The organism is Actinomycetospora sp. CA-053990 (assembly GCF_050948445.1).
GTDB classification, from domain to species: Bacteria; Actinomycetota; Actinomycetes; order Mycobacteriales; family Pseudonocardiaceae; genus Actinomycetospora; species Actinomycetospora callitridis.
In genome coordinates this window covers 6,117,568-6,130,171 of record NZ_CP192043.1, presented here as the reverse complement: position 1 = coordinate 6,130,171, position 12,604 = coordinate 6,117,568, and the positions used below count along the sequence as shown (strand labels likewise).

General features: G+C 73.9%; 13 protein-coding genes. 9 read left to right on the top strand and 4 right to left on the bottom strand.

Annotation, left to right across the window (positions count from 1 at the left end):
- Position 1: 1 nt before the first annotated feature.
- Complete coding sequence (locus tag ACQPYN_RS31150; protein ID WP_433031226.1) at positions 2 to 574, bottom strand: TetR family transcriptional regulator; 573 nt, start codon at positions 572 to 574, stop codon at positions 2 to 4.
- A 96-nt stretch (positions 575 to 670) separates the two neighbouring features.
- Here ACQPYN_RS31150 and ACQPYN_RS31145 point away from each other — a divergent pair, with 96 nt between their 5' ends.
- The gene (locus ACQPYN_RS31145; protein ID WP_433031223.1) at positions 671 to 1,567 is read left to right on the top strand and encodes an SDR family oxidoreductase; all 897 of its coding nucleotides are present in this window, start codon (positions 671 to 673) and stop codon (positions 1,565 to 1,567) included.
- 61 nt (positions 1,568 to 1,628) lie between these two features.
- Here ACQPYN_RS31145 and ACQPYN_RS31140 read toward each other — a convergent pair whose 3' ends face one another.
- Positions 1,629 to 2,981 carry an MFS transporter gene (locus ACQPYN_RS31140; protein ID WP_433031220.1) on the bottom strand — a complete coding sequence of 451 codons (1,353 nt, stop codon included), beginning with the start codon at positions 2,979 to 2,981 and terminating at the stop codon, positions 1,629 to 1,631.
- 412 nt (positions 2,982 to 3,393) lie between these two features.
- Here ACQPYN_RS31140 and ACQPYN_RS31135 point away from each other — a divergent pair, with 412 nt between their 5' ends.
- Genes ACQPYN_RS31135 through ACQPYN_RS31100 form a run of 8 tightly spaced genes read left to right on the top strand, consistent with a single transcriptional unit; the run spans position 3,394 to position 9,153 of the window.
- Complete coding sequence (locus ACQPYN_RS31135) at positions 3,394 to 4,308, top strand: alpha/beta fold hydrolase (RefSeq protein WP_433031217.1); 915 nt, start codon at positions 3,394 to 3,396, stop codon at positions 4,306 to 4,308.
- Positions 4,305 to 5,114, top strand: a complete 810-nt coding sequence (locus tag ACQPYN_RS31130) for an N-acyl homoserine lactonase family protein (RefSeq protein ID WP_433031214.1) — start codon at positions 4,305 to 4,307, stop codon at positions 5,112 to 5,114. Before ACQPYN_RS31135 ends, ACQPYN_RS31130 begins: the two co-directional genes overlap by 4 nt.
- Complete coding sequence (locus tag ACQPYN_RS31125) at positions 5,111 to 6,019, top strand: NAD(P)-dependent oxidoreductase (protein WP_433031211.1); 909 nt, start codon at positions 5,111 to 5,113, stop codon at positions 6,017 to 6,019. Before ACQPYN_RS31130 ends, ACQPYN_RS31125 begins: the two co-directional genes overlap by 4 nt.
- Positions 6,016 to 6,405, top strand: coding sequence for a cupin domain-containing protein (locus ACQPYN_RS31120; protein ID WP_433031208.1), 390 nt, complete (start codon positions 6,016 to 6,018; stop codon positions 6,403 to 6,405). The genes ACQPYN_RS31125 and ACQPYN_RS31120 overlap by 4 nt, the downstream gene beginning before the upstream one ends.
- On the top strand, positions 6,402 to 6,809 hold the full coding sequence (locus ACQPYN_RS31115) for a carboxymuconolactone decarboxylase family protein (protein WP_433031205.1): 408 nt from the start codon (positions 6,402 to 6,404) through the stop codon (positions 6,807 to 6,809). The genes ACQPYN_RS31120 and ACQPYN_RS31115 overlap by 4 nt, the downstream gene beginning before the upstream one ends.
- A complete protein-coding gene (locus ACQPYN_RS31110) occupies positions 6,806 to 7,684 on the top strand; it encodes an NAD(P)-dependent oxidoreductase (RefSeq protein WP_433031202.1) in 879 nt (292 codons plus the stop codon). Before ACQPYN_RS31115 ends, ACQPYN_RS31110 begins: the two co-directional genes overlap by 4 nt.
- Positions 7,681 to 8,439, top strand: coding sequence for a carboxymuconolactone decarboxylase family protein (locus tag ACQPYN_RS31105; protein ID WP_433031199.1), 759 nt, complete (start codon positions 7,681 to 7,683; stop codon positions 8,437 to 8,439). Before ACQPYN_RS31110 ends, ACQPYN_RS31105 begins: the two co-directional genes overlap by 4 nt.
- A 27-nt stretch (positions 8,440 to 8,466) precedes the next feature.
- A complete protein-coding gene (locus ACQPYN_RS31100) occupies positions 8,467 to 9,153 on the top strand; it encodes a GntR family transcriptional regulator (RefSeq protein ID WP_433031196.1) in 687 nt (228 codons plus the stop codon).
- On the opposite strand, the gene helR is transcribed toward ACQPYN_RS31100, so the two are convergent.
- Complete coding sequence (helR, locus tag ACQPYN_RS31095) at positions 9,143 to 11,377, bottom strand: RNA polymerase recycling motor ATPase HelR (protein ID WP_433031193.1); 2,235 nt, start codon at positions 11,375 to 11,377, stop codon at positions 9,143 to 9,145. The genes ACQPYN_RS31100 and helR overlap by 11 nt on opposite strands.
- A 120-nt stretch (positions 11,378 to 11,497) precedes the next feature.
- Positions 11,498 to 12,481: a GGDEF domain-containing protein gene (locus ACQPYN_RS31090; protein ID WP_433031190.1), complete on the bottom strand. Its 984-nt coding sequence runs from the start codon at positions 12,479 to 12,481 to the stop codon at positions 11,498 to 11,500.
- Positions 12,482 to 12,604 lie beyond the last annotated feature (123 nt).

Below are 12,604 nucleotides of genomic sequence, written 5' to 3'. Positions count from 1 at the left end.
TCTACACCTGCGGCGCGGTGACCAGCGACCGGAGCTGCGTCAGCACCGCCCGCAGGACCTCGGCGAGGGAGCGCTCCTCGCCCTCGGCGATCCACGTCGCGAAGCCCACCCGGAAGACGGCGACGCCGCTCTCGGCGGCCAGGGCGGCCGCCGTCGGGTCGACGCCGCGGCGGCGCAGGCCGTCGGTCATCGCCGTCGCCAGGCCGGAGAGCTTGAGGAGCTCGCGCTCCTGCAGGCCCGGGTCGGCGTCGATGACGCGCTGGCGGGCGCGGGACCAGGCGCGGCGGACGTCGGGGAAGAACGCCGTGGCGCCCTCGAGCGCGGCCGCGACGATGGCCATGGGGTCGGAGTCGGCCGCCTCCTCGATGCCCGCGAGGAACAGCCGCTCGAACTCGTCCTGGCCGGAGAAGAGCACCTCGCGCTTGTCGGCGAAGTGCCGGAAGAACGTCCGTTCGGTGAGCCCGGCCGTGGCGGCGATCTCCGCGACCGTCGTGCCGTCGAAGCCCTGCGCGCCGAAGCGCTCGAGGGCGGCGGCCTGCAGCCGCTCGCGCGCCCCGGGCTCCCAGCGGACCATGGGCACAGCGTACTGATGGCAGTCGCTGACATCAGGGTCTACAGTGATGTCAGTACCTGACATGGTCGCCCGTGAGGGCAGAGGAGGCCACGCATCATGCGTGTATTCGTCACCGGAGCCAGCGGTTGGATCGGCTCCGCCACCGTCGATGAGCTGCTCGGCGCGGGACACGAGGTCGTCGGGCTCGCCCGCTCCGACGGTTCGGCCGCCGCGCTGGAGGCCCAGGGCGTGACGGTCCTGCGCGGGGACCTCGACGACCTCGAGGCGCTGCGGCGCGGGGCCGCCGACGCCGAGGGGGTCGTGCACCTCGCGAACAAGCACGACTGGGCGAACCCGGCGGAGTCGAACCGGGCCGAGCGCGTCGCGGTCGAGACCCTGGGCGAGGCGCTCGTCGGCACCGGCCGGCCGCTCGTGCTGGCCGGCGGGGTGGCCGGGCTCGCGGCCGGGCGACCCGGGACGGAGGCGGATCCGTCGCCCGCGATCGGGCCGGACTCGCCGCGCGGCGGCGCGGAGAACCTGGCGTTCGCCTACGTCGACCGCGGCGTCCGCGCCGTCAGCGCCCGCTTCGCGCCCACCACCCACGGCGACGGCGACCACGGCTTCATCGCCCTCATCACCGCCGCCGCCCGCCGTCACGGCGTGTCCGCCTACGTCGGGGACGGCTCGACGCGCTGGTCGGCGGTGCACGTGTCCGACGCCGCCCGGCTCGTCCGGCTCGGGCTCGAGCAGGCCCCGGCCGGGACGCGGCTGCACGCCGTCGCCGAGGAGGCGATCCCCAGCCGCGAGATCGCGCAGGCGATCGGCGACGCGCTGGGCGTCCCCGTCACCTCCGTGGCCCCCGAGGACGCCGTCGAGCACTTCGGGTTCATCGGGATGTTCTTCGGGATGGACCTCGCCGCGTCGACCGACCACACCCGCCGGGTCTTCGACTGGACGCCGACGGGCCCCGGCCTGCTCGAGGACATCAAGGCCGGCGCCTACCGAGGTGCCTGACGGCATGTGAGCACTTCGGAGTGCTCCAGCACCTCGAAGTGCTCACATGCGCGGAGCGCACCTACTCGAAGTCGACGTCCTTCGTCTCGGGGCCCGCGGCCGCGCCGCCGGCCCCGAGCAGGCCGCCGAAGGCGAGCAGCACGAGCACGGCCGTCGCGTACGGCATGAGCCCGCCGAGGCCCTCGAGGAAGAACGCGTAGAAGGACGGGATCACCACCGACACGCTGAACCCGAGGCCGAAGCCGGAGGCGCGGACGTCGGTGCGGAACCGCTCGGTGATGTAGGGGAGGACGACGCCCCAGGGCGCGGTGACGACGATCGAGAACAGGCACACGACGAGGATCACGACGCCGAGCGGCAGCCCGCGGCCGTTGACGAGCACGGCCATGAGCCCCACGCCGACGGTGGCGATGAGCAGACCCCCGATGATGAAGAACCGCCGTCGCCCGATCCGTTGGCCGATCACGCCCGACGCGATGTAGCTGCCGACCAGGCAGACGTAGGCGATCAGCAACGTCACGGTCAGCTGGGTGTTCGACAGGCCGACGAGGTTGCGCAGCACGGTGGTGGGCAGGAAGAGCGTCACGAGGTTCTGCGTCAGCCAGAACCCGGTCATCATCCCGAAGACCTGCAGGAACGTGGAGCTGCGTAGCACCGCGAGGAGCGGACGGCCCGCGCCGCCCTGCGAGGTGCCCTCGGACTTCGCGGCCTCGGCGGCCTCCCAGATCTCCGACTCGGACACGCTGCGCACGTAGTAGGCCGCGAGGACGAAGGCCAGCAGCGCCCCGAGCACGAACGGGACGCGCCAGCCCCAGACGGCGTACGGGGAGTCGGGCCCGGCCAGCGGGAAGAGCGCGAACGACGCCAGGCCGACCAGCGTGATCACGACGTAGGCCAGCGGGAACGCCGAGAGGATGATCCCGCCGAGCAGCCCGCGGCGGCTCTTCGTCGAGTACTCCATGGCCAGCGGGAGCGCGCCGGTGTACCCGCCGCCGAGGCAGATCCCGTCGAGGAACCGCAGCACGATGAGCACCCAGAACGACGCGATCCCGAGCGTCGTGTAGCCGGGCACCAGGGCGATGAGCAGCGTGATCACGCCGAAACCCGTCACCGAGATGATCGTGCTGCGCCGGCGCCCGATGCGGTCGGCCAGCGCGCCGAACACCGCGGCGCCGATGGGCCGGCCGACGAGCGTGGTGACGAAGACCAGCGACGTGAAGATCGCGGTGGTGCCCGGGTCGAGCTGCGCGGGCTGGAAGTAGAGCAGCGCCGGCGTGAGCACCACGGTCGGCAGATAGATGTCGAACATGTCGACGAACTCGGCGAAGAACGCCCCGCGGGTCGCCGACTTCCGCTTCTCCGCCCGTTCCGGGCTCTCCGCCGGCGTGCGCACGGCCTGCTCGGGACTCGTCATCGAGACCACTCCTCGCCACCGAGGTGCTTCTTCGTCTGGCTGTCAGACAATCTGGAACGTAGAGTCGCGCCCCGACGGCGTCAACAGGTCCTCGACGGGGAGGCGCGATGGGGCTCGACGAGACACGGGTGGCGCAGACGCTCACCGACGACCTGCTCGCGGGCCTGCCGCCCGGACCCGACTGGAGCCTGCTGCTCGAGATCGGGGCCACGCGCGTCCTGCTCCGCGTGGTCGAGGGCTCGGTGCGCGTCGAGGGCGCGCCCGGCATCAACGCCACCTGGGACGTCGGCTTCGTGGTCTCCGACGCGGAGTGGGCCGAATTCTGCGCCGACCCGCCCCCGCGCGGCGCGACGACGGCGCAGGCCCTCGTCGCCACCCGCGGAAGCGAGCGGATCACCGGCCGGCGCGAGGTGTGGGCGCGGGCGCCCCCGCGATCGACCGGTTCCTCGACGCGCTGCGGGACACCGACCGGCCGCCGATCCGGCGACGGCCCGATCCCGCGCCCCGGCCGCCGGGGTTCGGGCCGAGCGTGGGGCGCTACCTGCACCTCGACGATGGTCGGAGGATCTTCGTCGAGACCGCGGGCGAGGGCCCGCCGCTGCTCTGCCTGCACACGGCGGGCGCCGACTCGCGCCAGTTCCGGGGCCTGCTCGAGGACCCGCGGGTCACCGACCACCACCGCGTCGTCGCCTTCGACATGCCCTGGCACGGGCGCTCCGATCCCCCCGACGACTGGCAGCACCGCCGCTACACGCTCGACACCGCGACGTACGCGGCGACGGTGCTCGCGGTCGCCGACGCGCTCGAGCTCGACCGCCCGGTGCTCCTGGGCTGCTCGATGGGCGGGGCGATCGCGCTCTACCTCGCCGCCGAGCACGGCGACCGGTTCGCCGGGGTGTGCGCGCTCGAGGGCGGCCTCGGGAGCGCCGGGCGCTTCGTCGAGTGGACCCACCGCGCCGACGTCGACCACTCCGGCTTCCTGGCCAGCTGGGTCGGCGGGCTGATCGCGCCGTCGAGCCCGGAGGGACAGCGCGCGCAGACCCTGTGGGGCTACGCGAGCAACGGACCCGGCGTCTACCAGGGCGACACGGCCTTCTACTCGCTCGACTTCCCCCCGATCGCCGCCGGCCTCGGCCGCGCGACCTGCCCGCTGTACGTCTTCAGCGGCGAGTACGACTACTCGGCCACCACGGAGATGAGCCGGCGGGCCGCCGACCAGCTGGGCGGCGAGCTGATCGTCATGTCGGGACGCGGCCATTTCCCGATGTCCGAGGACCCCGAGGGGCTGCTCGAGCACCTGCTGCCGGTACTGGAGAAGCTCCGATGACCAACGAGGTCTGGGCCGTCCGCTACGGCACGCGCGTCACCACACGCACCGAGGCGTACCTCAACTGGCACGTCTACGGCGAGCCCGACGAGTCGTTCCGCATGGACTACTTCTTCTGGATCGTCCGGGGCGGCGGGCGCACCACCGTCGTCGACTGCGGCTTCGACCCCGAGGTCGGGCGGCGCCGCGGCCGCGAGATGCTCGTCGACCCCGTCGACGCGCTGTCCGCGCTCGGCATCGACGCCGCCACGGTCGACCGTCTGGTGGTCAGCCACGCGCACTACGACCACATCGGCAACCTCGACCGCTTCCCCGCCGCCGAGATCGTCGTGACTGCGCGGGAGCTCGCGTTCTGGGCCGGTCCGCACGCCGGGCGCGTCCAGTTCGCGCACTCCACCGAGGCCGGCGAGATCGCCGCGCTGGCCCGCGCCCACGACGAGGGCCGGGTCACGACGTTCACCGGCTACTGCGAGCTGGGCGACGGGTTCGCGCTCGTGGAGGTCGGCGGGCACACGCCGGGCCAGCTGATCGCCCGCGTCGCGGTGGCGGGCGGGGAGGTCGTGCTGGCGGCCGACGCGCTGCACTTCTACGACGAGCTCACCCGCGACCGGCCGTTCTTCGTCGTCGCCGACCTCGAGGCCATGTACGCGGGCTTCGACACCCTGCGCGAGATCACCGACCGTCCGGGCCGGGTCCTCGTGGCCGGGCACGACGCCGACGTGGGACGCCGCTTCCCCGGCCGCGCGCAGGGCACCGGCATCGACGACCTCGTGATCCGACTCGAGGTGGAGGGACACCGCACATGACCACGGTCGGCGTGATCGGACTGGGCAACATGGGCGGGCGGATGGCCCGCCGGCTGGTGGACTCGGGGTGGAAGGTCGTCGGCCACGACCCCGTCGCCGGCCGCGCGGAGGACGTCGGCGCCGAGGCCGTCGGGAGCCCCGCCGAGGTCGCGCGGCGCGCCGGGACGGTGCTGCTCTCACTGCCGGACTCGACGTTCGTCGAGCCGGTGGTCCGCGACCTGCTCACCGCGGCGGCCCCCGGCACGACCGTCGTCGACCTGTCCACCGCCTCGCCCGAGTCGACGGTCGCCCTCGCCGCGGACGCCGCGGCCCGCGACGTCACCTATCTCGACGCCGGCATCGCCGGCGGCGCGGCGGCGGCCGAGAAAGGCACGCTGACGATCATGGCGGGCGGCGACGCCGCGGCGGTCGACGCGATCCGCCCCGTCCTCGCGCCGCTGGCCGCGACCGTGCACCACCTCGGCCCGGTCGGCGCCGGTCACACCGCGAAGCTGCTCAACAACTTCCTCAACGCGGTGACGCTCGCCGCGACCGCCGAGGTCATGGTGGCCGGGCAGCGCGCCGGGTTGGACCTGCGCACGCTGCTCGCGGCCATCAACGGCGGGAGCGGGCAGTCGTTCGCCTCGAGCAACCGCTTCCCGCGCATCGTCGAGGGCGACTACCTCGAGGGCGGGCTCACCAGCCGCCTGATGACCAAGGACGTCACGCTCTACACCGAGCTGCTCGCACGCCTCGGCGTGCCCTCGCTCAACGCCGCGGGCCCGATCGCCTCGTTCGGCATGGCCGCCCACCTCGGCTACGGCGACGTCATCTCCAACCGCGTCGTGGACGCCCTCGGCGACCTCGCCGGCGGTGTCCGGATCCAGCAGCCCACGACCCACCCGACTCCTGGGGAGACCTCGTGAAGATCGTCCACGGGCGCGCCGACGGCGTCGTCACCGAAGCACGCGGAGCCACCTTCACCGGCACCGTCTGGGGCGACCCGGTGCTGCCGACCACCGACGGCACCACGATCAACTCGGTGACGTTCACCCCCGGCGCGCGGACCTTCTGGCACCACCACGAGCGGGGCCAGATCCTCGTCGTCACCGCCGGGACGGGGTGGGTGTGCACGCACGGCGAGACGCCGCAGCCGCTGACGGTCGGCGACGTCGTCTGGGTGCCGCCGGACGAGCGGCACTGGCACGGCGCCGGCCCCGGCTCGATCATGACGCACCTCGCGGTCTCCCTGGGCACGACGACGTGGCTCGACGAGGTGTCGGAGGACGAGTACGGGCAGGCAGCGCAGTGACCGCGCAGAGCGGCCGTAACGGCACCGACGACCGCTTCGAGCGCGGCCTCGCGATCCGCAAGGAGGTCGTCGGCGAGGCCCACGTGGAGCGGTCGATGGCGCAGGTCAGCGACTTCTCCCGGCCCGTGCAGGAGTACGTGACCCGCTGCTGCTGGGGCGAGGTGTGGGACCGCCCGGGGCTCGACCGCCGCACCCGCAGCCTGCTCAACCTCGTGATGCTCACGGCGCTCGGCCGGTCGCACGAGCTCGCGGTGCACGTGCGCGGTGCGCTCACCAACGGCGTCACCGAGACCGAGATCCAGGAGGCGCTGCTGCAGGCCACGGCCTACTGCGGCGCGCCCGCCGGCCTGGAGGCGTTCCGGGTCGCCGACGGGGTGCTGGCCGAGGCGAGGGAGCGGTCGTGAGCGCGCCCTCCGGTCGGACCGTCGGCTTCGTCGGCCTCGGACACATGGGCACGCCGATGGTGTCGCGCCTCGTCGACGCGGGCGTGACGGTCCGGGCGTACGACGCCTCGCCGGAGGCGCGCGAGGCGTTCGCCGCCGCGGTGCCCGGCGCGACGGTCGTCGGCTCGGCGTCGGAGACCGCCGACGGCGCCGAGGCGGTGCTGCTCTGCCTGCCGAACTCGGCGATCGTCGAGTCGGTGGTGGCGGAGCTGGATGGTGCCCGGGTGATCGTCGACATGAGCTCCTCGGAGCCCCTGCGCACCCGCGCGCTCGCCGCCTCGCTGGCTGACACCGGGCGCGTACTGGTCGACGCCCCGGTCTCCGGCGGCGTCTCCGGGGCCCGCGCCGGCACGCTGGCCGTGATGGTCGGCGGGCCCGACGACGTCGTCGCGGACCTCGAGCCGCTGCTCGCCGCCATAGGCCGCCCGCGCCACGTCGGGCCGGTCGGCGCCGGGCACGCGCTCAAGGCGCTGAACAACCTGATGTCGGCGGCCCACCTCGTCGCGAGCTCGGAGGCGGTGCTCGTCGGCGAGGAGTTCGGGCTCGACCCCGCCGTGATGCTCGAGGTCGTCAACGGCTCGTCCGGACGCAGCGGATCGACCGAGAACAAGTGGCCGAACCACATCCTGCCCGGCACCTACGGCGCCGGCTTCGGGATCGGCCTGCTGGTGAAGGACATCCACATCGCCCTCGACCTCGCCGCGAGCACGAGCGTCCCGACCCGGCACGCGGCGGCGACCGTCGCGCTGTGGGACGAGGCGCTCGCGGAGCTCGGGCCGACCGCCGACCACACCGAGATCGCCCGCTGGCTGCGCGAGCGGAAGGGGACACCGTGACGCTCACCGACGAGCAGCAGGCCATCAAGGACGAGTTCGTCCGCGTGCGCGGCACCTGGGGCGAGCCGTGGGAGCGGATGCTCGAGCTCGACCCGGCGTTCGTGCGCGCCTACCTCGACTTCTCCGCGGTGCCCTGGCGCCGCGAGCCCGGCGCGCTCACGCCGAAGGTCCGCGAGCTGCTGTACATCGCCGTCGACGCCGCCGCGACCCACCTCTACACGCCGGGGGTGCGCCAGCACGTGGCCGCGGCGCTCGACGCGGGCGCGACGCCGCAGGAGATCATGGAGGTGCTCGAGCTGACGAGCACGCTCGGCATCCACGCCGCGAACATCGGGGTGCCGCTGCTGGTCGAGGTGCTCGTCGAGGAGGGGCTGCGCGACGGGCCGGCGCCGCTCGACGAGCGCCAGGAGCGGCTCAAGGCCGAGTTCACCGCGACCCGCGGCTACTGGCACACGTTCTGGGACGAGATCCTCGAGCTGGACCCGGACCTGTTCGAGGCCTACGTCGCCTTCTCGTCGGTGCCCTGGCAGACCGGCACGCTCGAGCCGAAGGTCAAGGAGCTCGTCTACTGCGCCTTCGACGCCTCGGCGACGCACCTCTACGTGCCGGGCCTCAAGCTGCACCTGCGCAACGCCCTGGGCCACGGCGCGACCGTCGCGGAGATCCTCGAGATGTTCGAGATCGCCAGCGTCGTCGGGATCCACGCCGCGACGACCGCGGCGCCGATCCTCGCCGAGCTGGCGGACTCGCGCTGACGCGTGGTGCCGGGGCCTGGTGGAACGATGGGCGCCGTGTCGTCGTCGGTGTGGGGTCCCGAGCCGCTGCCCCGCGTCGCCGCGCCTCTGCGCGAGCAGGTGACCGACCGCGTGCGCTCGGCGATCCTCGACCTGCGCCTGCGCCCCGGGGAGCGCCTCATCGAGCGCGAGCTCACCGAGAGCCTCGGGGTCTCGCGGGCGACGGTCCGCGAGGTCATCCGCCAGCTCGCCGCCGAGGGCCTCGTCACCGTCGTCCCGCAGCGCGGGGCCGAGGTGACGTCGCTGTCGCCGTCCGACGCCGCCGACATCTACGAGATGCGCGCCTCGCTCGAGGCGCTCGCGGTCCGGCGGTTCGTGCAGCGGGCCGGCGACGACCAGGTCCGCGCGCTGCGCAGCGCCGTCGACGAGATCGCCCGCAGCGCGGCGACGGGCGAGGTCGGCGACCACCTCGGCGCGAAGGACCGCTTCTACGACGTGCTCATGGAGGGGTCGGCGAGCGGGCCGCTCCAGCAGACGCTCGCCGGGCTCCAGGCGCGGGTGCGGCTGCTGCGTGCGACGTCGCTCTCCGCGCCGGGCCGGCCCGCCGAGGCCGCGTCGGAGCTGCGCGCGGTGGTCGACGCCGTCGAGGCGCGCGACGCCGACGCCGCCGCCGAGGCGAGCATCCGGCACATCCGCGCGGCCGCGGCGACGGCGACCGCCCAGCTCACGACCTGAGCGGAGGTGCCTGCCGGCACGTGAGCACTTCGGAGTGCTCCAGCACTTCGAAGTGCTCACATGCGCGCAGCGCACCCGGCAGCGGGTCCCGGTGCAGGACGCCGAGACGCTGGGTCGCGCGGGTGAGGGCGACGTAGAGGTCGGCGGCGCCCTGCGGTCCCTGCGCGAGCATGCGGTCGGGGTCGACGACGAGCACCGCGTCGAACTCGAGGCCCTTCGTCGCGGACGGCGCTACCCCGCCCGTCCCGATCACCACGCTCGTCCCCTCGCGTCCGGCCTCGTCACGCACGAACGCCTCGATCGCGGCCGGGAGCTCGTCGTCGGTGACCCGCCGCGACCACGGCCGCACGCCGGACGCCCGCACCGAGTCCGGCGGCCGCACGTCCGGGGCGAACTCGGCGAGCACCGCGGCCGCGACGGCCATGATCTCCGCCGGGGTGCGGTAGTTGACCGTCAGCGACCGGTACGCCCAGCGCCCGGGCACATACGGCTCGAGCATCGCGCCCCAGGACCTCGCCCCGGCCGGGGACCGGCGCTGGGCGAGGTCGCCGACCACGGTGAACGAGCGGCTGGGGCAGCGCCGCATCAGTACCCGCCAGTCCATCTCCGAGAGCTCCTGGGCCTCGTCGACCACGACGTGGCGGTAGGTCCAGTCGCGGTCGGCCGCGGCGCGCTCGGCGAGCTCGCGGGTGTCGCGCTCCTCGAACCGCTCGGCCAGGCGCGCGTCCTGGATGAGGTCGTGCACGGTCACCCCGACGTCCTCGTCCAGCTCCTCGCGGTCCAGCGTCAGGATCTCCATGACGCCGGCGGCGTACTCGGACTCGGCCTGCCACTCCTGCCGGGCGGCGCGCTCCTCGGTGTCGACCGCCGCCTTGTCGCGCCCCAGCAGGTCGACCAGCTCGTCGAGCAGCGGCACGTCGGGCACCGTCCAGGCCTTGCCGTCGGCCCGCCACAACGCGGGGTCCGCGCCGGCCGCGCGCAGCCGGTCGGGCGAGGCGTAGAGCGGGCCGAGCAGCGTCGCCGGGGTCAGGATCGGCCACAGCTCGTCGAGCGCGGCGGTGAACGCCTCGGACGTTCCCAGCTCGTCGAGCACGTCGGTGCGCAGCTGCGCCCACGCGGCGCGGTCGGCCCGGGTGATCCAACCCTGCGCGATCCGGCTCACCGCCCGCTCGGTGAGCACGTAGGTGACGATCTCGGTGAAGACCGGCCGGGCCTCGTTGTGCGGGAGCCCGCTGGCGCGCGCCTCGTCGCGCGCCCACTGCGCGGTCTCGGCGTCGATGCGCACCGTGACGTCCTCGAGCGCGATCGTCAGCGGCTCCTCCGGCAGCCGCTGCCGGTCCGCGATCGCCGCCGCGAGCACGTCGAGCATCGCCCGCGAGCCCTTCAGTCGGGTGGCCTCGGGCGTGTCCTCGGCGGTGACCGAGAGGCCGGGCACGAGGTCGCCGGTGGTCATGAACACGACGTCGGACTCGCCCAGCGACGGCAGGACGCGGCCGATGTGGTGCAGGAACGCCGGGTTCGGTCCGACCACGAGGACGCCGTGGCGCTCCATCCGCTCGCGCTGCGTGTAGAGCAGGTACGCGACGCGGTGCAGCGCCACGACGGTCTTGCCGGTGCCCGGGCCGCCCTCGATGACGAGCACCCCGGGGTGGTCGAGCCGGATGATCTCGTCCTGCTCGGCCTGGATCGTCGCGACGATGTCGCGCATGCCCTCGCCGCGCGGCGCGTTGACGGCCGCGAGCAGGACCGCGTCGGCGTCCCGGTCGGCGCCGTCGGGGCTGCCGGCGCCGGGACGGCTGAGCACCTCGTCGGTGAAGTCGACGACGCGGCGCCCGCGCGTGTGGAACTGACGACGCCGGCGCATGTCCTCGGGATGCGCGCCGGTGGCGACGTAGAAGGCGCGCGAGGCCGGGGCGCGCCAGTCGAGCAGCACCGGTTCGTCGTCCTCGTCGCGCAGACCGATCCGGCCGATGTAGGAGCGCTCGCCGGAGTGCGCGTCGAGCCGCCCGAAGCACAGCCCGTTGTCCGCGACGTCCAGCCGCCTCATCTGCGTGGCCGCGGCCCGCACCGCGACGTCGCGCTCCATGGGCGACTCGCCGGTGCCCTTCAGCGCCGCGTCGTACTCGCCCTTCACCCGGGCGCGTTCCGCGTCGAGCCGGGCGTAGAGCCCGGACACGTGGTCGCGCTCGGATCGCAGTTCCTCGTCGTACCCCGGCGTGGACACAGGCCTCCCCACAGCGCCGCCCGACGGCGCCGATCCCGTTCTGGTGAGCGGCGATCGTGCGCCGTGACCCGGGTCTTGCCGCAAGCCCCGTGGTCGGCTATACGTTGGAAAGGGAAGAGATCAGATGCGGTCGCCGCCGCGCCGGGCGCGCTTGTCGGCGTACATCGCGGCGTCGGCCGCCGCACAGGCGCCCGGGAATCCGTCGGAGACCGTGAACGGGGCCGTGCCGATCGAGCACGGCACGCCCGAGGCATCGAGGGCCTCGCGCAGGCGCGTGACGAGCCCTTCGGCGTCCTCGACGCCCACCTGCACCACCAGCGCGAACTCGTCGCCGCCGAGACGGGCGAGCGGATCGGTGCTGCGGATCGCCGAGCGCAGGACCGCGGCGGTGTGCCGCAGGTGCCGGTCGCCGGCGTCGTGCCCCTCGGTGTCGTTGACGGTCTTGAGCCCGTCGCTGTCGAGCATCACCACGGACGCGGGGTCGCCGAAGCGCCGGAAGCGCTCGTCCTCGCGCGCCAGCCAGCGCTCCCACCCGCGCCGGTTGAGCAGCCCGGTGAGCGGGTCGGTCTCGGCGTCGCTGACCGCCCGCTCGAGGGCGCGTGCCGTGTCGACCGCGGCGGAGTCGGCCTCGAGCACCGAGGACAGCAGGCTGGAGAGCAGGTCGAGCAGCGGCTCCTGGTCGTCCAGGGTCGTCGTCACCGGCTCGCGGTTCATCCCGACGACGGTGCCGAACAGCGAGCCGTCGCCGGTGACGATCGGGGTGCCGACGTAGGTGCCGACCTCGATGCCCTGGTCCGCGGCGGTACACGCGATGCGTTCCAAGTCGGGGATCGCGCGGGTGTCCGGGACGATGCGCGGGGTGGTCCCGGCGACCATGTACTGGCACATCGAGTCCGACCACGCCGCGCTCACGCCGGGCTCGAGTCCGTAAGCCGCGTCGGCGGTGACCAGCATCGTCTGCCGTCCGTCCGCGACACGGGTGACGGCCCAGGCGTCGAGCGGGACGACGCGGGCGAGGTAGTCGACCACCATGCGGCAGGCCGCGTCGAACGCGCGCGGCGGCGCGAGCTCCGCAGCGATGCGGAGATCCTGAGTGGACGTCACGACCATGCCTCCCCCGGCGTGGATGCACGGCCCCCTCCCGGCCGCTGCCTCCAGTGTTGCCCCCGCGGTCCCGCGCCGGTCGGGGAGGTCCCGGTCATCACCCGTTGTGGCGATCGGCGCCGT

Coding starts and splice junctions, on each gene's coding strand:
- ACQPYN_RS31130 (WP_433031214.1), top strand. CDS start 4,305: ATGACCAACGAGGTCTGGGCCGTCCGCTACGGCACGCGCGTCACCACA.
- ACQPYN_RS31125 (WP_433031211.1), top strand. CDS start 5,111: ATGACCACGGTCGGCGTGATCGGACTGGGCAACATGGGCGGGCGGATG.
- ACQPYN_RS31150 (WP_433031226.1), bottom strand. CDS start 574: ATGGTCCGCTGGGAGCCCGGGGCGCGCGAGCGGCTGCAGGCCGCCGCC.
- ACQPYN_RS31100 (WP_433031196.1), top strand. CDS start 8,467: ATGGGCGCCGTGTCGTCGTCGGTGTGGGGTCCCGAGCCGCTGCCCCGC.
- ACQPYN_RS31140 (WP_433031220.1), bottom strand. CDS start 2,981: ATGACGAGTCCCGAGCAGGCCGTGCGCACGCCGGCGGAGAGCCCGGAA.
- ACQPYN_RS31145 (WP_433031223.1), top strand. CDS start 671: ATGCGTGTATTCGTCACCGGAGCCAGCGGTTGGATCGGCTCCGCCACC.